The 16,283-nt window shown below is 71.6% G+C and carries 15 protein-coding genes; 12 read left to right on the forward strand and 3 right to left on the reverse strand.

The window, feature by feature from the left end; translation table 11 throughout:
- Positions 1-177 precede the first annotated feature (177 nt).
- Complete coding sequence (locus RM446_RS17540) at positions 178-612, reverse strand: SRPBCC family protein (RefSeq protein ID WP_311546418.1); 435 nt, start codon at positions 610-612, stop codon at positions 178-180.
- 5 nt (positions 613-617) lie between these two features.
- Complete coding sequence (locus RM446_RS17545; RefSeq protein WP_311546419.1) at positions 618-1,439, reverse strand: cyclase family protein; 822 nt, start codon at positions 1,437-1,439, stop codon at positions 618-620.
- 518 nt (positions 1,440-1,957) lie between these two features.
- On the opposite strand from RM446_RS17545, the gene RM446_RS17550 reads away from it, so the two are divergent.
- From RM446_RS17550 to RM446_RS17595, 10 genes are all read left to right on the forward strand, one after another.
- Positions 1,958-2,995: a methyltransferase gene (locus RM446_RS17550; RefSeq protein WP_311546420.1), complete on the forward strand. Its 1,038-nt coding sequence runs from the start codon at positions 1,958-1,960 to the stop codon at positions 2,993-2,995.
- A 127-nt stretch (positions 2,996-3,122) separates the two neighbouring features.
- Positions 3,123-3,881, forward strand: coding sequence for a glucose 1-dehydrogenase (locus tag RM446_RS17555; RefSeq protein ID WP_311546421.1), 759 nt, complete (start codon positions 3,123-3,125; stop codon positions 3,879-3,881).
- A 120-nt stretch (positions 3,882-4,001) separates the two neighbouring features.
- On the forward strand, positions 4,002-5,264 hold the full coding sequence (locus tag RM446_RS17560; RefSeq protein WP_311546422.1) for a beta-ketoacyl-[acyl-carrier-protein] synthase family protein: 1,263 nt from the start codon (positions 4,002-4,004) through the stop codon (positions 5,262-5,264).
- Complete coding sequence (locus RM446_RS17565; protein WP_311546423.1) at positions 5,261-6,478, forward strand: ketosynthase chain-length factor; 1,218 nt, start codon at positions 5,261-5,263, stop codon at positions 6,476-6,478. Before RM446_RS17560 ends, RM446_RS17565 begins: the two co-directional genes overlap by 4 nt.
- Before the next feature lie 44 nt (positions 6,479-6,522).
- Positions 6,523-6,756 (forward strand): acyl carrier protein, encoded by a 234-nt coding sequence (locus RM446_RS17570; RefSeq protein ID WP_311546424.1) that lies wholly within the window; start codon positions 6,523-6,525, stop codon positions 6,754-6,756.
- Positions 6,757-6,801: 45 nt separating this feature from the next.
- Entirely contained in the window at positions 6,802-8,508 is a 1,707-nt protein-coding gene (gene accA, locus RM446_RS17575) for an acetyl-CoA carboxylase carboxyl transferase subunit alpha (protein WP_311546425.1), read from the forward strand.
- A complete protein-coding gene (locus tag RM446_RS17580; RefSeq protein ID WP_311546426.1) occupies positions 8,505-9,056 on the forward strand; it encodes an acetyl-CoA carboxylase biotin carboxyl carrier protein in 552 nt (183 codons plus the stop codon). Before accA ends, RM446_RS17580 begins: the two co-directional genes overlap by 4 nt.
- A 4-nt stretch (positions 9,057-9,060) precedes the next feature.
- A complete protein-coding gene (locus RM446_RS17585; RefSeq protein ID WP_311546427.1) occupies positions 9,061-10,473 on the forward strand; it encodes an acetyl-CoA carboxylase biotin carboxylase subunit in 1,413 nt (470 codons plus the stop codon).
- Positions 10,470-11,300 (forward strand): class I SAM-dependent methyltransferase, encoded by an 831-nt coding sequence (locus tag RM446_RS17590; RefSeq protein WP_311546428.1) that lies wholly within the window; start codon positions 10,470-10,472, stop codon positions 11,298-11,300. The genes RM446_RS17585 and RM446_RS17590 overlap by 4 nt, the downstream gene beginning before the upstream one ends.
- A gap of 201 nt (positions 11,301-11,501) precedes the next feature.
- Positions 11,502-13,013 (forward strand): MFS transporter, encoded by a 1,512-nt coding sequence (locus RM446_RS17595; protein WP_311546429.1) that lies wholly within the window; start codon positions 11,502-11,504, stop codon positions 13,011-13,013.
- Between the two features lie 82 nt (positions 13,014-13,095).
- On the opposite strand, the gene RM446_RS17600 is transcribed toward RM446_RS17595, so the two are convergent.
- On the reverse strand, positions 13,096-13,716 hold the full coding sequence (locus RM446_RS17600) for a TetR/AcrR family transcriptional regulator (protein ID WP_311546430.1): 621 nt from the start codon (positions 13,714-13,716) through the stop codon (positions 13,096-13,098).
- A gap of 139 nt (positions 13,717-13,855) precedes the next feature.
- Between RM446_RS17600 and RM446_RS17605 the strand changes: the two genes are divergently transcribed.
- Entirely contained in the window at positions 13,856-15,544 is a 1,689-nt protein-coding gene (locus tag RM446_RS17605) for an FAD-dependent monooxygenase (protein ID WP_311546431.1), read from the forward strand.
- Positions 15,541-16,206: an NAD(P)-dependent oxidoreductase gene (locus RM446_RS17610; RefSeq protein WP_311546432.1), complete on the forward strand. Its 666-nt coding sequence runs from the start codon at positions 15,541-15,543 to the stop codon at positions 16,204-16,206. Before RM446_RS17605 ends, RM446_RS17610 begins: the two co-directional genes overlap by 4 nt.
- Positions 16,207-16,283 lie beyond the last annotated feature (77 nt).

Below are 16,283 nucleotides of genomic sequence, written 5' to 3' on the forward strand. Positions count from 1 at the left end.
CCCCCCCCCCCGCCCCGCTTGCGTGCCGCGGTCGACCGGCCCGCGGTCCCGGGCGCGTCAACGGGTCCGCCGCGAACGGCGGACGGATGCGCGCCCCGCGCTCGTGGAGCGCAACGCGGCCTAAGGCGCGGGACGCCGCGCTGGAGGACAGCGGTGGATCGAACGCGCCCTAGTGGCCTAGTGCTCCAGGGATTCGATGTAGGTGCGCATCGCCTTCTGATTGGCTTCGGTGTGCTCGGCCATCCGGTCGCGCCAGGTCTCCTCTTCGTGCTTGCGCTCCTCGGGCAGCTCGAAGTACATGTCCCAGGTCATCTGCGACCGGTTGCCCGGAAGCGCGCTGTAGACCCAGGTCAAGTGGTTGAAGACGAAGGGCGCAATCGGTTCGTATCGTTCGGCGTAGGCCACGTACGGCGGGAACAGCATCCGCCAGGACGTCCACGACGCCTGGTCCTGGTTGGTCAGCCGGAACCAGATCTTGCGGCCCTCATACCCGAGGATCTCCGCCCTCAGGTACTCGGGGATCATGTCCGGCCAACGGTCGATGCGGTTGGACACCTCGAACGTGAGGGCTACGGGGGCGTCGACGATGACCGACTTGGTGATCACCGGCATGGCGGCTACCTCTCTTCCTGTCGCCGACCGGGGGCCTGCTCCCGGCCGTTGTCGGGGATGAGCGCGACCGCGCGCGTCCAGGCGGCGGTGGCGCCCTCGATGAGAACGGGCAGAGCGATGACGAGGAACCCGGACGGAGGCAGCTTGTCCAGGTCGTGCAATCGCTCAAGCTGGTAGTAGGGGCGGCGGCGGCCGAGCATGTGCGCCGGCCACAGCACGCTCTTGTCGCCTGATTCCAGATAGGAATCGATCATCGGCTGGAACGGCCCGTCGAAGCTGTCGGCGTCGGTGCCGAGCACGTCGACGCCGGCGTCGAGGAACGCCTCGACCACCTCCGCGCTGATCGCCTTCCGCCCGCCCGTGTGGATCAGGGCGACGCCGCCGTCGGACTCCAGTTCCTTGACACGCGCGGCGACGTCGATGTGCTCGAGCCCGACCACGCGTCCCGTGATCCCGCTGACGTCGCACATCAACCCGGTGCCGATGAACGATCGCAGCGGGGCCTCGTTGATGTGCCCGGTGCCGCCGTCGGCGAGCGGACCGTAGTGGCCCGGCGCGTCGACGTGCGAACCCGCGTGCACCGACGCGGTCACCATTTCGTGGCGCAGGAACGCCTTGTCGGGGAAGTCCTCGGCGGTGAACCTGCCTACGGCGTGCGGGGCGAGCGCGGGCAGGACGTTGTCGCAGAAGAACTGCGCGCCCGGCTCGGGCTCCAGCGGCTTGACCTCGGTGGTGAACGGGCCTTCGGCATGGTTGCCGACATCGCTCGACAGGTCGACGATGCTGCAGGAGCCGATCATCCTCGCCAGGCTGCGAATGCCTGTCACCCTTACCTCCAAATGTCCTGAGCTCCTCGCGGCCGCATGGCCGCGGGCCGCGGCGGCCGGCTGCACCGGTGCCGGTGCGGCGCGGCGGACCTGCACGGCGGCCATGCTGCACATCGGGCGTCAGGGTCGTCTCAGCGGACGGTCAGGGGATCGGCGCCTGTCGCGGTGGCGGCGGCGGGGCGCCCTGCTGGCGGCGGCGTCCGGCGCCGCGCACACCCTCCGGCCGGGGCGGATGCGGTGCGCGGCGCGCGGGGGGCGGTCTCGGCGGGACGGGTATCCAAACTGCACGCAAATCGACTTATTGGGACGTTGTGCCTGGTCTGTGTGCATTTTCGCGGTTTCGGCATGTGTGCTGATCGGTCCCTGAGGGCGGCATGAGGGCGCGTCACTACGTTGACTCGCATCGGTCCGGACGGGAGCCGCTGCCGGCAGGCCGGAGCGGACCGTCGCCGAACGGGGTTGCGCGCCCCGCAAACCCCGGCCAACCGGTCAGTCGATCGTGGAATGGACACATGCCGATGACGGAGCAGACCGCCGAACAGCAGACGCAGGCCGACATCTCCCGGATGAAGGAGCTCGCCTGGGGACTCACCTCTACCGCCGCCCTGGTCGCCGCGATCGACCTGCGGGTGGCCGAGGCCCTGGACGCGGGGCCGCGCCAGTGCGCGGATCTCGCCCAGCAGGTGGAGGCCGACCCGACCACACTGCAGCAGCTGATGGACGCCCTGGTCTCGCGCGATGTCTTCGAGCGCCGCGACGACGGGACCTACGAGCACAACGGTCTGTCGCGCCTGCTGCGGCAAGACGACGCCAACAGCGTCGCCGGCATCGTGAAGTGGATCGGCTACCCGGAGCTGTGGCGGCTGTGGCCCCGGCTGACCGACGCCGTGCGCGAGGGCAAGCCGCAGTCCGTCGAGGTCTACGGCAAGGACTTCTTCCGCTACATCCACGAGGACGAGCCGCAAGCCGCCCAGGCGCTGAGCAACGCCATGACCGGGGCCAGCAACCACACCTCCGAGCAGGTCGCGAAGTCCCTGGACCTTTCCCGGTCGGCCACGGTCGCCGACATCGGCGGCGGGCAGGGGCATCTGATCAGCACGGTGCTCCGCGCCAACCCGCACCTGCGCGGCACCCTGCTCGACCTGGAGGGCGTTGTCGCCGAAGCGCTGCCGGCCCTGCGCTCCGGCGGCGAACTGGCCGACCGGGCCGCCGTGATCGGCATGGACTGCCGCGACGACGTCCCCGTCGAGGCGGACGTCTACCTGCTGAAGAACATCCTGGAGTGGGACGACGCCAGCACGCTCAAGACGCTGCAGAACGTGCGGCGCAACGCGCGCCCCGGCGCTCGCGTCGTGGTCGTCGAGACCCTGACCGATCGCACGCCCGAACCGATGGTCACCACCTCCCTCGACTTGCTTCTGCTGGTCAACGTCGGCGGCCGCAAGCACTCCTCGCAGCACGTCGAGGAGCTGTTCACACGGTCCGGCATCCGCTTCGACTCGGTGCGCCCCACCGGCACCTTCCTGGCCATGGCCGAAGGCACCGTCACCGAGTAGCGCAGTGCGCCGCCTCTGCGCGGGCGCCCGCCCCACCACTGATTTCTGCTCCGCCGGGACCCGTCCGCCGATGCGGGCGCCCGCGCGCATGCGCGCCCCGGCACCGATGCGACTGGAGGAGCCCGACATGGCAGTACGACTCGACGGCAGAGTGGCGATCGTGACCGGCGCCGGATCGGGGATCGGTGCGGCCGCGGCGATCGCCGCGGCCGGCGCCGGCGCCCGCCTGGTCCTCGCCGACATCGGCCCCTGCGAGGACACGGCCCAGGCGATCGCCGACCTCGGCGGTGAGGCGATCACCGTCAAGACCGACGTGTCCCGAACGGAGGAGGTGCGCTCTCTGGTGGAGCAGACCGTCGAGGCCTACGGCAGGCTCGACTGCGCCTTCAACAACGCGGGTGTCGAGGGCAAGGCCGAGTTCGAGATCCACGAGGCCGACGAGGAGGCCTGGGACCGCGCCCTGGAGATCAACCTCAAGGGCATGTGGCTGTCCATGAAGCACCAGGTCCCCGCGATGATCGAACAGGGCGGCGGAAGCATCGTCAACGGCGCCTCGGTCGCGGCCATGGTCGGGTTCGACAAGAACGCCTCCTATGTGGCGAGCAAGCACGCGGTCATGGGGCTGACCAAGACGGCGGCTCTGGAGTACGCCGACCGCAACGTGCGTGTCAACGCCGTCTGCCCGGGAGTCGTGCGCACCCCCTTCATCGACCGCTTCACGCAGAACTCCCCGGAGGCGGAGGCGCGCTACACCGAGATCATTCCGATGGGGCGCATGGCCGACCCCGCGGAGGTCGCGCGGGCGGTCGTGTGGCTGATGGCCGCTGAGTCGTCCTACGTGACCGGCCACGGCCTCGTCCTCGACGGCGGTCTGACCTGCCGCTGACCCAGCGCCGAACTCATATGGAGCGTGCACGGGAGCGGGGGCCGCTCCCGTGCACCGCGACCGGCACGCGCGCGGGCAACGGTGCGCAGTGCGACTCTCACGCCACGGAGGTAGTACGCGATGAACCGTCGCGTCGTGATCACTGGAATGGGCGTCCTGGCACCGGGCGGTGTCGGGACCAAGGAGTTCTGGAAGCTGCTGACAGACGGCCGCACGGCTACACGCAGGATCACCTTCTTCGATCCCGCGCCATTCCGTTCGCAGGTGGCGGCCGAGATCGACTTCGCGCCGGAGCTGCACGGCCTGGGCGCCCAGCAGGTCCGCCGGATGGATCGTGCCGCTCAGCTGGCTGTCGTGGCCGCGTCGTCGGCTGTCGAGGACAGCGGAATCGGCGAGCTCGACCCGTACCGCACCGGCGTCACGGTCGGCAGCGCCGTGGGCGCCACCATGGGGTTGGAGGAGGAGTACCGCGTCGTCAGCGACGACGGCCGCGCCTGGCTGGTCGACCACGAGTACGCGGTTCCCCACCTGTACGACCGCTTCGTACCGAGTTCCTTCGCCGCCGAGGTCGCCTGGGCTGTGGGTGCGGAAGGACCCGCCGCGGTCGTCTCCACGGGCTGCACCTCCGGTCTGGACGCAGTGGGGCACGCGGCCGCGGTCCTGGCGGAGGGATCGGCCGACGTGATGGTCGCCGGGGCCACCGACGCCCCGATATCCCCGATCACCTCGGCGTGCTTCGACGCCATCAAAGCCACGACTCCGCGCAACGACGACGCCGAGCACGCGTCTCGGCCGTTCGACGCCACCCGCAACGGGTTCGTGCTGGGCGAGGGCGCCGCCGTGTTCGTACTGGAGGAGCGCGACAGCGCCCTGCGCCGCGGCGCGCACGTCTACGCCGAGGTCCGCGGGTTCGCCTCCCGCTGCAACGCCTTCCACATGACAGGGCTGAGGCCGGACGGGCGCGAGATGGCCGAGGCCATACGCGTCGCACTCGCCGAGGCGCGAACCGACCCCGCGGACATCGACTACATCAATGCGCACGGCTCGGGAACCAAGCAGAACGACCGGCACGAGACCGCCGCGTTCAAGCGGAGCCTGGGCGAGCACGCCTACCGGGTGCCCGTCAGCTCGATCAAGTCGATGATCGGCCACTCATTGGGCGCCATCGGCTCCCTGGAGATCGCCGCCTCGGCTCTGGCCATCGAGCACGACGTCGTGCCCCCGACCGCGAACCTGCATGAGCCCGACCCCGAATGCGACCTCGACTACGTCCCGGTCACGGCTCGGGAGTGGGCGACCGACTGCGTGCTGGCCGTGGGCAGCGGATTCGGCGGCTTCCAGAGTGCGATGGTGCTGACCGGCGCTGAAGGGGGGCGGTGGTGAGCGCGCCGACTCTGGTCACGGGGCTGGGGATCGTCTCCCCCAACGGTGCCGGAATCGAGGAGTTCTGGGCGCGGACCCTGGCCGGAGACAGCGGGATCGCCACCGTGACCCGCTTCGACCCCGCCTCCTACCCCAGTCGGCTGGCCGGCGAGGTCACCGACGTGGCGGTCGAGGACAACCTGCCCAATCGGCTGCTTCCCCAGACGGACAGAATGACCCGCCTCTCCCTCGTCGCGACCGACTGGGCGCTGGCCGACGCCGGTGCGGACACTGCCGAGCTTCCCGAGTTCGGCACGGGCGTGATCACCGCCGCCTCCTCCGGCGGATTCGAGTTCGGGCAGAACGAACTGCAGAAGCTGTGGCGCAAGGGCAGCCGCCACGTCAGCGCCTACCAGTCCTTCGCCTGGTTCTACGCAGTCAACACCGGGCAGATCTCGATCCGCAACGAGATGCGCGGTCCCAGCGGAGTGCTGGTCGCCGACCAGGCCGGCGGACTGGACGCCCTGGGCCAGGCGCGGCGCCAGGTGAGCAAGGGCACCGGCCTGATCGTAACGGGCGGGGTGGACGGCTCGATCTGCCCGTGGGGCTGGGTGGCGCAGACGGCCCAGGGCCGCCTCAGCACCGAAAACTCTCCCGACCGCGGGTTCCTGCCCTTCGACGCGCGCGCAGCCGGGCACGTCCCCGGCGAGGGCGGCGCCATCCTCATCGTGGAGGACGCCGAGTCGGCGGCCCGGCGCGGAGTCGCCGGCGCCTATGGCGAGATCGCCGGCTACGCCGCCACCATCGATCCGCCCCCGGGAAGCGGGCGCGAGCCGGGGCTGCGCCGGACCGTCGAGACGGCATTGGCCGATGCCGGATGCGGTCCCGGCGACGTCGACGCCGTGTTCGCCGACGCCGCGGCGACCCCCTCCCTCGACCGGAGCGAGGCCGACGCGATCAGCGCCGTGTTCGGCCCGGCGGCGGTCCCGGTGACCGCGCCCAAGACCATGACCGGACGGCTCCACTCCGGCGGCGGTCCTCTCGACGTCGCCGCCGCTCTGCTCGCCGTACGCGACGGGGTCATCCCGCCCACGGTCAACGTCTCGCCTGATCCCGGCTACGCGCTCGACCTGGTGGGCCCCGGCCCGCGCGCCGCCCGAGTGCGGACCGCGCTCGTGCTCGCGCGCGGCCACGGAGGGTTCAACTCCGCCGTCGTCGTCCGCGAACACCGCTGAACGCGATTTCGAACCACCCGACAGAGGCAAGGAGACAGCACACCATGAGCATCGAAGACCTGCTGCGGATCCTGCGCGAATGCGCCGGGGCCGAAGAGGGCGTCACCATCGACGAGAGCATCCTCGACACCGACTTCGACGGCCTGGGCTACGACTCCATCGCCCTTCTGGAGATCACGTCCCGCATCGAGCGCGACTTCGACGTCCGGCTCGACGACGAGAGCATCGACTCCGGCGCCACCCCTCGCAACCTGCACTCCCTGGTCAACGACGGTTAGCCGGTCGGCGCCGCACCGCCGGGTCCAGCGAGGAGAGGTGATTCGATGACCATGACAGCGAGTGCACAAAGGGCGGCGGCCGAGTGGGTGCTCTGCCCGAACTGCCGGAACATTCTCTACACCCGGCGCCTGGAGCGCGAACTACACGTGTGCCACTGGTGCGGCAGCCACCACCGGCTGAGCGCGCGTGCCCGCATCGCCCAGCTGTTCGACGGCGGGGCTGCTGAGGAGATCGGCATAACCGAACACAGCACCGATGTACTGGGATTCGCCGACACCGAGACCTATCCCGAGCGGCTGGCGAAGGCCCGCCGACGCACCGGACTCGACGAGGGGGCCGTCGCGGCGGCCGGTGCGGTCCTGGGCCGCCCTGCGGTCGCCGCGGTCATGGACTTCGCGTTCATGGGCGGAAGCCTGGGAGCGGCGATCGGCGGAGTGGTCTCCCGAGCCGCCGACGTGTGCCTGCAGAGGCGCCTGCCACTGGTGCTCGTCTGCACATCAGGCGGGGCCCGGATGCAGGAAGGCGTGCTGGCGCTGATGCAGATGGCCCGCACCACCCAGGCCATGGCCGACCTGGACGAGGCGGGTCTGCTGACGGTCTGCCTGATCACCGACCCCACCTACGGCGGTGTGGCGGCTTCCTTCGCCACCCTGGGCGACGTCGTCGTCTGCGAACCCGGCGCGCGACTCGGGTTCGCCGGGCCGCGGGTGATCGAACAGACGATTCGGGAGACGCTGCCCGAGGGGTTCCAGACCGCCGAGTTTCTGCTGGAGCACGGCCTGATCGACATGATCCGCCCGCGTGCGGCGCTGCGCGGCACGCTCGCCCGGCTGCTGGACGCGGGCGCCTCCGGCTCCGCTCCCCGCCGCGCCACAGCCCGCACCGACCCCGCGATACGCGAGCCGGAGGCGCTGTCCCGGGCCGACGCGTGGGACGTGGTCCAGCGCGCCCGCAGCCTCGAACGTCCCACCACGCTCGACTACGCGGACATGGTCTTCGACGACTTCGCGGAGCTGCGGGGCGACCGGATCGGCCACGACTGCGGAGCGGTCGTCGGCGGCCTCGCCCGGTTGGACGGCGCCCCCCTCGTCGTCATCGGGCACCAGAAGGGGCACACCGTCGCGGAGCTCGCCGCACGCAATTACGGGATGGCGGCACCGGACGGCTACCGCAAGGCCGCGCGTCTCATGCGCCTTGCGGGCAAGCTCGGGCTGCCCGTCGTCACCCTGATCGACACGCCCGGCGCCTACCCCGGCGTCGAGGCTGAGAGCCGGGGGCAGGCCGTCGCGATCGCCGAGAGCATCCAGACGATGGCGGGCCTGCCCGTACCGGTGGTCGCGCTGGTCACCGGCGAAGGCGGCAGCGGCGGGGCGCTGGCGCTCGGCGTCGGCGACGAGGTGCTGATCTGCGCCAACGCCACCTACTCTGTCATCAGCCCCGAAGGGTGCGCCTCCATCCTGTGGAGCGACCGGACCATGGCGCCCGCGGCGGCCGCCGCGCTGGGGATCACCCCGCGCGAACTGCTCAGGCTCGGCGTGGTCGACGGCGTGGTCCCCGAGCCCGCGGGAGGCTCTCAGGCCGATCCCGAAGCCGCCGCCGAGAGCATCCGGGGCGCGGTGTCCGCGTCCCTGACCCGGCTGGCCGGCCGGAGTACAGCCGGTCTCAAGGCGTCGCGGCGGGCGCGGTACCGGGGTTTCGGTGCCGCACACGCCGCCGGTGCCGGCACGACGCCAGTGGAGGTGCAGCAATGACCCACCAGTCGGCCGACGAACCGGTTCCAGCGGAGGAGTCGGCCCAGCCGCGCCCCGCGCCCGACGCGCTCGCGCTGGGCGGCCTGCTCGAAGAGGCGTGTCGGCAGGCCGCCCGGTTCCTCACGGAGGCGTCACGCGCCCCGCGCGCGATCCGCATCCGTGTGGGCGAGGTCTCCTTCGACGCGGAGTGGGCCGATTCGGACGGGCCCGACGCGGCAGCGAGCGCGAGCCCGCCGCCGGTGAACGGCGCGGCGACGCAGCGGGGCGCCCCCGAGGCGGGTTCGGTCGCCGCTCCCGAGGCGGTCGTCGTCTCGCCGTCGGTGGGTGTCTACTACGAGGCGCCCGAGCCGGCGGCCGACCCCTTCGTGCGCGAGGGCGATCTCGTGCGCGCGGGCGCCCAGGTGGCCATCGTCGAGGTGATGAAGCTGATGGTTCCGGTGGTGGCCGAAAGGGAGGGGCGCATCGCCGAGGTGCTGAAGAAGAACGGCGACTCCGTCGAGTACGGCGAGCAGCTGTTCGTCCTGGAGCCGGGGGCCGGTGATGATTAGCGGCGTGCTAATCGCCAACCGCGGCGAGATCGCGCTGCGCATCGCGCGGACCTGCAAGGAGCTGGGGATCCGCACGGTAGCGGTGTACTCCACCGAAGACCGCGATTCTGCGGTGGTGTCTTACGCCGACGAGGCGGTGCGGATCGGCCCCGCATCGGCCAAGCACAGCTACCTGAACATTCCCGCGATCGTCGAGGCGGCGCTGCGTACCGGCGTCCGGGCCGTCCACCCTGGTTACGGCTTCCTGTCCGAGGACCCCGACTTCGCCCGGGTGTGCCGGGACGCCGGCCTCACGTTCGTCGGTCCCGCCGCGGAGGTCATCGCCCGCCTGGGCGACAAGATCGCGGCGCGCGCGCTCATGGCCGAGAACGCGATTCCCATGCTGCCCGGCAGCCGCTCGCCCGTCGACTCCGTCGAGGACGCCTGCGAGATAGCCGACAGCATCGGATTTCCACTGGTCGTCAAGGCGGCGGCCGGTGGCGGAGGCCGCGGCATGGGCGTGGTGGGCGACCGCGCCGACCTCGCGGCGGTGTTCTCGCGCACCCAGTCGCGGGCCCAAGAGCTGTTCGGCGACGCGCGGGTCTTCGTCGAGCGGTACCTGCCCGAGGGGCGCCACGTCGAGGTCCAGGTTCTGGTCGACGGGTTCGGAAACGCCCTCCACCTGGGCGAGCGGGACTGCTCCACTCAGCGCAGGCACCAGAAGCTCATCGAGGAGACCCCCGCTCCCGGGATCCCCGAGCAGGTGCGGGCGGGCATGCAGGAGGCTGCGGTGCTGGGCGCGACCGCGGCCGGCTACAGGGGCGCAGCCACCTTCGAGTTCCTCCTGGCTCCTGACGGCACGTTCGCCTTCTTGGAGGTGAACTGCCGCCTGCAGGTCGAGCACCCCGTCACCGAAATGGCGACCGGAGTGGACCTGGTCCGCGAGCAGCTTCTGATCGCGGACGGGCAGCCGCTGAGCCTGCACCAAGAGGACCTCGCGGCCCGGGGCTGCTCTGTGGAATGCCGAATCAACGCCGAGGATCCGGAGCGGGGGTTCGTGCCGACGCCGGGGACCCTGGCGGAGTTCGACGTGCCCGGCGGTCCGTTCGTCCGCGTGGACACGCACGGCTACCCGGGCTACCGGGTGCCCTCCTCCTACGATCCCCTTCTCGCCAAGCTCGTGGTCTGGGGGTGCTCGCGCGAGGACGCACTGCGGCGCATGGACCGCTGCCTGGCCGACTTCCGCATCAGCGGACCGGGGGTGCGCACCAACTCGGCGTTCCTACGCGAGGTGATCGGCCACCCCGCCTTCCGGGCGGGCCGCTACAGCACGGCCGTCGTCGACGACGTCTTCCGCGCCCGCGAGAACGGCGCCGCCCTCGCCTCCCGCCCGCCCGCCGACCCCATCACCGCCGAACGGAAGGGCTCAGTACCGTGACCGAGAATCAGAGGAGCGACGAAGCCGCAGACGCCGCCGCGGCGTGCGGGGATGGCGGCGCCATTCCGCCGACGGCCGGGGAGGTACCGCCTCCGGAGCGCGGCGCCTCCCCCGGAGCCCTCCGGGCACTGCTGCACCCGGAGGTGACGGCGCGGTTGCGCCCGGAGGGGTATCTGGACGTCCTCCCCGAAACGGTGGAGACCGCCGACACCAGGTCGCAGTCGCTGTGGATGAGCCGGCGCGGACCCAAGGTGTACCTGAAGCTGATCCAGCCGGTCGTGCGGACCCTGGGCGCGCCTCCGGACGCGGCGGCCTTGGCTCCCGCCCTGCGCTTGGGTGCGGGCGCGAAAGTGCTGGACGTGGGCTGCGGTCCCGGCATCATCACCGCCGGTCTCGCCGGAAGTGTGGGACGCGACGGCATCGCCGTGGGACTCGACCTGTCGGAGCCCATGCTGGACAGGGCGCTGCAGCAGGCGCCGGTGAACATGGGGCTGATTCGCGGGGACGCGTCGCGGTTGCCGTTCGGCTCCGCGGTCTTCGATGCGGCGTGCTCCACGGCTGTAGTGATGCTTGTACCCGACCCGATGCACGCGCTTTCGGAGATGCTCCGCGTTGTGCGGCCCGGCGGCTGGCTGGCCGTCGTCGTGCCGTGCAGGGGAACGGGGCCGGTCGGACGGATCGGCGCGGCTGTCGGCGGGGTCGCCGGGGGGCGAATGTTCCGGCCCGGCGAGGTCGCGGAGATGTTCGACCGGCTCGGCGCGGACCGGGTGTACGGGCAGAGCAACGGCCTGATCAGCACGACCTTCGCGCGCAGGGCCGCGGACTGAGGGCCGGCCCGGAGAGCGCGGCCCCGACCTCCACCCCTATTCAACCTACTGCTGATAATCAGTAATACTGTTATAATGTCGGTGCCGGTGCGCCCAGGGCGGGTGGCCGCGGTGCGGCCTTCGCTCACACCTACGCTCGCGGTCCCGCCCCGGGACCGGTACGGCAGGCGCGTCATCTCCGTGACGAAGGGACCGATTCGGATGTCGCAGAGCACCGAACAGGGTGCGAGCCCGCCCGCGGGCGACCGTCGGCGCTGGTACGGGCTGGCGGTGGTCGCGCTCGCCCAGTTGCTCATCGTGGTCGACATGACCATCGTCAACGTGGCCCTGCCTTCGATCAACGACGACCTCGGGATCGCCGCCGCCGACAGGCAGTGGGTCATCACCGCCTACACGCTGTCCTTCGGGGGCCTGCTACTTCTGGGCGGACGCATCGCCGACTTCACCGGACGCAGGCGGGCTCTGCTGATCGGACTCGTCGGATTCGCAGCGGCCTCGGCGCTGGCCGGGGCCGCCGGCGATCTGACCATGCTGCTCGCAGCGCGGGCCGCCCAGGGGGCCTTCGGCGCGCTCCTGGCCCCCGCTGCCCTGGCACTGCTGGCGACCAGCTTCACCGACCCGGCGGAGCGCGGCCGCGCGTTCGGCGTGTTCGGCTCGGCCGTCGCCGCCGGCTCGCCACTGGGGCTCATGCTGGGCGGCGCGCTGACCACCACGCTCAGCTGGGAGTGGGTCTTCTACGTCAACGCGCCGATCGCGCTGGCCGGATTCGTCGGCGCGCTGCTCTTTCTGAAGGACTCCCGGGTCGAGGGCGGCGCGGGCTACGATGTCGCGGGCGCGGTGCTCGCCACCGCGGCACTGGCCACGCTCGTCTACGGGTTGAACCGCGCGACGCACGACGGTTGGGCGGCGCCCACCACGCTCGCGCTGCTTGTGGCCGGAGCAGGGCTGGTGGCGGCGTTCCTCTTCGCGGAGTCGAAGGCCGCCAACCCGCTGCTGCCGCTGCCGGTGCTGTTCGACCGCAACCGCGGCGGGGCATACATGGTCGTGCTTCTGATGATGACCGGGCCCTTCGGCGTCTACCTCTTCGTCAGTTTCTTCTTGCAGAGTGTCCAGGGCTACTCCGCCCTGGCCACCGGGCTGGCGTTCCTGCCCATGACCGCCGGTGTCATCCTCGCCTCGAACCTGGTCGGCAAGGTGATCAAGCACGTGGCCCCGCGCTTCGTGATGGGGTTCGGGCTGCTGATGGGCGCTGCCGGCATGCTGCTTCTCACCCGACTGGAGATCGACAGCTCGTACGCGCTCGCGGTCCTGTCGCCCATCGTCATGGTCGGACTGGGCATGGGCATGACCGTGCCGCCGGCGCTCAACGCCGCGACCTCGGAGGTCGCGCCTCGTGACGTCGGCGCGGCCAGCGCGACCTTCCAGGTCTCCCAGCAGGTCGGGGCGTCGCTGGGTACGGCGCTGCTCAGCACCGTCGCCGCCGGGACCGCCACCGCCTATATCGCGGCCAACGGATCGAGCGGGGCGGCCGAGCTGCAGAGCCAGGTCGCCGGCTACAACGCGGCGACGCTGTGGGGAGCGGGCATCCTGGCCGTCGCCGCACTGATCGCGCTTAGCGCGATGAGCACCCGACTGGGCGCCGGTCCGCCGGCGGCCGAGCCCGCGGAGTCCACCGAGCCCGCCCCGGGGGAGCCGAAGCCGAACGCGGGCTGATGGGGGTCTGCGCCTGAGGCGCCGCTGCCGCGCCCCGCCCGTTCGCGGCGGGGGGCGCGGCAGCGGCTGTTCCCGCGTTCGCTCAGCCGCCGGTCGCGCGTGCCGTGGCCGCCCCCGCTGTCAGCGCCGGCATTAGTACGCGGTCGACGATCGCGATGCGCTCGGCGGCGCCGGGAGGGGCGCCTTCCAGGAGAGTGTGCGTCATCAGCATCGACGGTCCCACCGTGCACACCTGCGGGGTGATCGCCTCCGCGGCGATCTCGCCGCGTTCGGCGGCGCGGCGCAGCACCGCGGGAACAGGGGACGTGGGTTCCAGGATCCGCTCGCGAATGGCGGCGGTGATGGCCGGATGGCGGCGGCCTTCGCCGACCAGACTGGTGATGGCCGCCCCCACCGGGGCGGCCAGAACGCGCTCGGACAGGTGCTCCAGGACCGAGAGCAGGTCGGTGCGGACACCGCCTGTGTCGGCGGGGGGCGCCAGAACCGGCAGGTTGCGCTCAACCGCGTCCAGCACCAGGTCGTCTCGGGACCGCCAGCGGCGGTACAGCGGCATCTTGCCGCATCCGGCGCGCTCCGCGATGCGTTCCATCGTCGCGCGCCCGTAGCCGACCTCGGAGAGCTCGACCAGAACGGCGTCGTGGATGGCCCGGACCAGTTCGTCGCCCCGCCGCCGACGGCGCGCGTCCGTCGTGGACTCGGCCATCCGGCCTCCTTTCCGCCGCTCCGCGCCCGGTTCCGGGCGCTCGCGGGCCCCTCCCGTCCAGGATAAGCGGTTCGGAGTGAAGAGACTATTGCGTATCTTATTGGCCGACGTTAGCTTTAAGAGACGATAGAGTCTCTTAATGATGGAGGAACCGGTGATGCGCTCCATTCCGGTGCTGATCGTCGGCGGCGGGGTCAGCGGACTCTCCGCGGCCGCGTTCCTGGGCCACCAGGGAGTGGCGAGCCTGCTCGTCGAACGGCACCACGACCACCCGACACACCCCCGCATGAGTGGGGCCGGGCCGCGATCCATGGAACTGTTCCGCGGCATCGGGCTGGAACCCCGCATCCGTTCCCTCGACGAGGGAGCGGCGAGCGTGATCATGCGCGCCGCCACCCTGTCCGGACGCGAGATCGAGCGCTATTCGATGGGCGGCGCGGAGGAGGTCGAAGGCATCAGTCCCACCGAGCAGATCTGGTTCGACCAGGACCAGCTCGAGCCCGTGCTGCGCGAGACGGCGGCCGGAACGGGCGCCGACATCCGGTTCGGCACCGAGCTCGCCGAGTTCGAGCAGCACGCCGACGGGGTGCGCGCCGTCATCCGTGACCGGGCCAGCGGAGCCGAGGAGACCGTTCACGCCTCGTACCTCCTCGCCTGCGACGGAATCCACAGCCCCGTCCGCGAGCGCCTGGGTATCGGCCGCAGCGGTCCCGGCATCCTCGCCCATCAGGCCGGAATCCTCTTCCGAGCCGACCTCAGCGCGGCCGTCCGCGACCGCAACTTCCTGCTCTGCCTGCTCGACGACATCGCCGGCGGGCGCGGAGACGACCATCTGCACGTCCTGCTCCGCCGCAACCGCAGCCGGTGGACGCTGAGCGTCCCCTACTACCCCGACAAGGGCGAATCACCGGAGGACTTCACCCGGGAGCGCTGTACGGAGCTGATCCACGCCGCTGTCGGCCGCCAGGACATCGACGTGCAGGTCCTCGACGTCGACACGTGGCCGATGCAGGTGCGCATGGCCGACAGCTTCGCCTCCGGACGGGTGTTCGTCGTCGGCGACGCCGCCCACTGCCTTCCGCCCACCGGGGGGTTCGGCGGAAACTCCTGCATCCACGACGCGCACAACCTGGCGTGGAAGCTGGCCGAGGTGCTCAGTGGCAGGGCCGGGCCCGGACTGCTCGACAGCTACGAGGCCGAACGGCGGCCGGTCGCACAGGTCCTACTGGAGGAGTCGGCGGCCCGCGCCGGGCTGTTCCTCGCCGGCGACGCCGAAGGCGGTTCCGGCCAGCCGCCCGACCGGCCTCCGAAAGCCAACATCATGCTCGGGTACCGCTACCGTTCCGGCGCGGTAGCGGCAGAACCCGCAACCGACGACGGCGAGCCGGTCGAGGACGCGCTCGACCCTTCCGGCCGCCCAGGGACCCGAGCCCCCCACCTGGTGGTCGAGGACAACGGCGAGCGCGTGTCCACGCTCGACCTTTTCGACCGCGGTTTCGTGCTGCTGGCCGGTGCCGAGGGGGCCGCCTGGCAGCGCGCGGCGACCGCTGCCGCCGAGCGAACGCGCGTAGCGCTCACCTGCCGGCGGCTCACCCCGTCCGGACATCCCTTCGCCGACCTCGTCGACGTCGACGGCCGCTGGAGCGCCACCTACCGCGTCGGGCCGGTCGGCGCCGCGCTGGTGCGTCCGGACGGATTCATCGCCTGGCGCAGCACCGAGGCCGTGGGCGATCCGGAGGAGGAGCTGGTCTCGGTCCTGAAGCGGCTCCTGGACCTCCCGCCGGCCGTGGCCGCCGACGGCGCGCAGCACGAGGAGGCTGTGCTGTGAAGGCGGCGGTTCTGGGAGCGGGCGGACGCACCGGCCGGCTGGTGGTCGCCCGGGCGCTGGAGCGCGGGCACGAGGTGGTCGCCGCCGGACGCGACATCTCCGCCCTCGACCGGCTGCGCTCCGACACTCCCCAATCCCGCCGCGGACGGCTGACCGTGCGCCCCGGCGATGTCGACGACCCGGCCGCGCTGGAGGCCGCCGTGGACGGGGCCGACGTCGTACTGTCCACCGTCGCCCCGCCGCTGCACAAGCACATCCTCCGCTCCACGACCCTCTACTCCCGAAGCGCCCGCCGTCTGGTGGACGCGCTCCGGGCGCGCGGGGTGCGCCGCCTCATCACGGTCTCCTCGGCAGGCGTGCTCCACGAAGACCCCTCCCACCCAGCGCTCTACCGGCACGTCCTCAAGCCGGTGCTGTTCGACCGGGCACTGTACCGGGACATGCGGATCATGGAGAGGGAGATCGAGGAGAGCGGCCTCGACTGGACTCTGGTGCGAGCGTCCGGCCTGACCGACCGCCCGGCCACCGGGCGCTATCGGCTCGGATCGGGGCGCCTCCCCGACGGCGGATCGCGGGTCTCCCGCGCGGACCTGGCCGATTTCCTGGTGGTGGAGATCGAGGAGGGCGCCCACACGGGCGGGCACCCCACGCTCGCGTACTGACGTCCGCCTGGCCGGCGGGGCAGCGGAAGGCCGCCGGACGGGGAAAACACATGCACCCGTCCTGCGGCGTCCGCGAC

Source organism: Streptomonospora wellingtoniae (assembly GCF_031845375.1).
GTDB lineage: Bacteria > Actinomycetota > Actinomycetes > Streptosporangiales > Streptosporangiaceae > Streptomonospora > Streptomonospora wellingtoniae.

Coding starts and splice junctions, on each gene's coding strand:
- RM446_RS17550 (WP_311546420.1), top strand. CDS start 1,958: ATGACGGAGCAGACCGCCGAACAGCAGACGCAGGCCGACATCTCCCGG.
- RM446_RS17580 (WP_311546426.1), top strand. CDS start 8,505: ATGACCCACCAGTCGGCCGACGAACCGGTTCCAGCGGAGGAGTCGGCC.
- RM446_RS17555 (WP_311546421.1), top strand. CDS start 3,123: ATGGCAGTACGACTCGACGGCAGAGTGGCGATCGTGACCGGCGCCGGA.
- RM446_RS17595 (WP_311546429.1), top strand. CDS start 11,502: ATGTCGCAGAGCACCGAACAGGGTGCGAGCCCGCCCGCGGGCGACCGT.
- RM446_RS17560 (WP_311546422.1), top strand. CDS start 4,002: ATGAACCGTCGCGTCGTGATCACTGGAATGGGCGTCCTGGCACCGGGC.
- RM446_RS17600 (WP_311546430.1), bottom strand. CDS start 13,716: ATGGCCGAGTCCACGACGGACGCGCGCCGTCGGCGGCGGGGCGACGAA.
- RM446_RS17605 (WP_311546431.1), top strand. CDS start 13,856: ATGATGGAGGAACCGGTGATGCGCTCCATTCCGGTGCTGATCGTCGGC.
- accA (WP_311546425.1), top strand. CDS start 6,802: ATGACCATGACAGCGAGTGCACAAAGGGCGGCGGCCGAGTGGGTGCTC.
- RM446_RS17570 (WP_311546424.1), top strand. CDS start 6,523: ATGAGCATCGAAGACCTGCTGCGGATCCTGCGCGAATGCGCCGGGGCC.
- RM446_RS17540 (WP_311546418.1), bottom strand. CDS start 612: ATGCCGGTGATCACCAAGTCGGTCATCGTCGACGCCCCCGTAGCCCTC.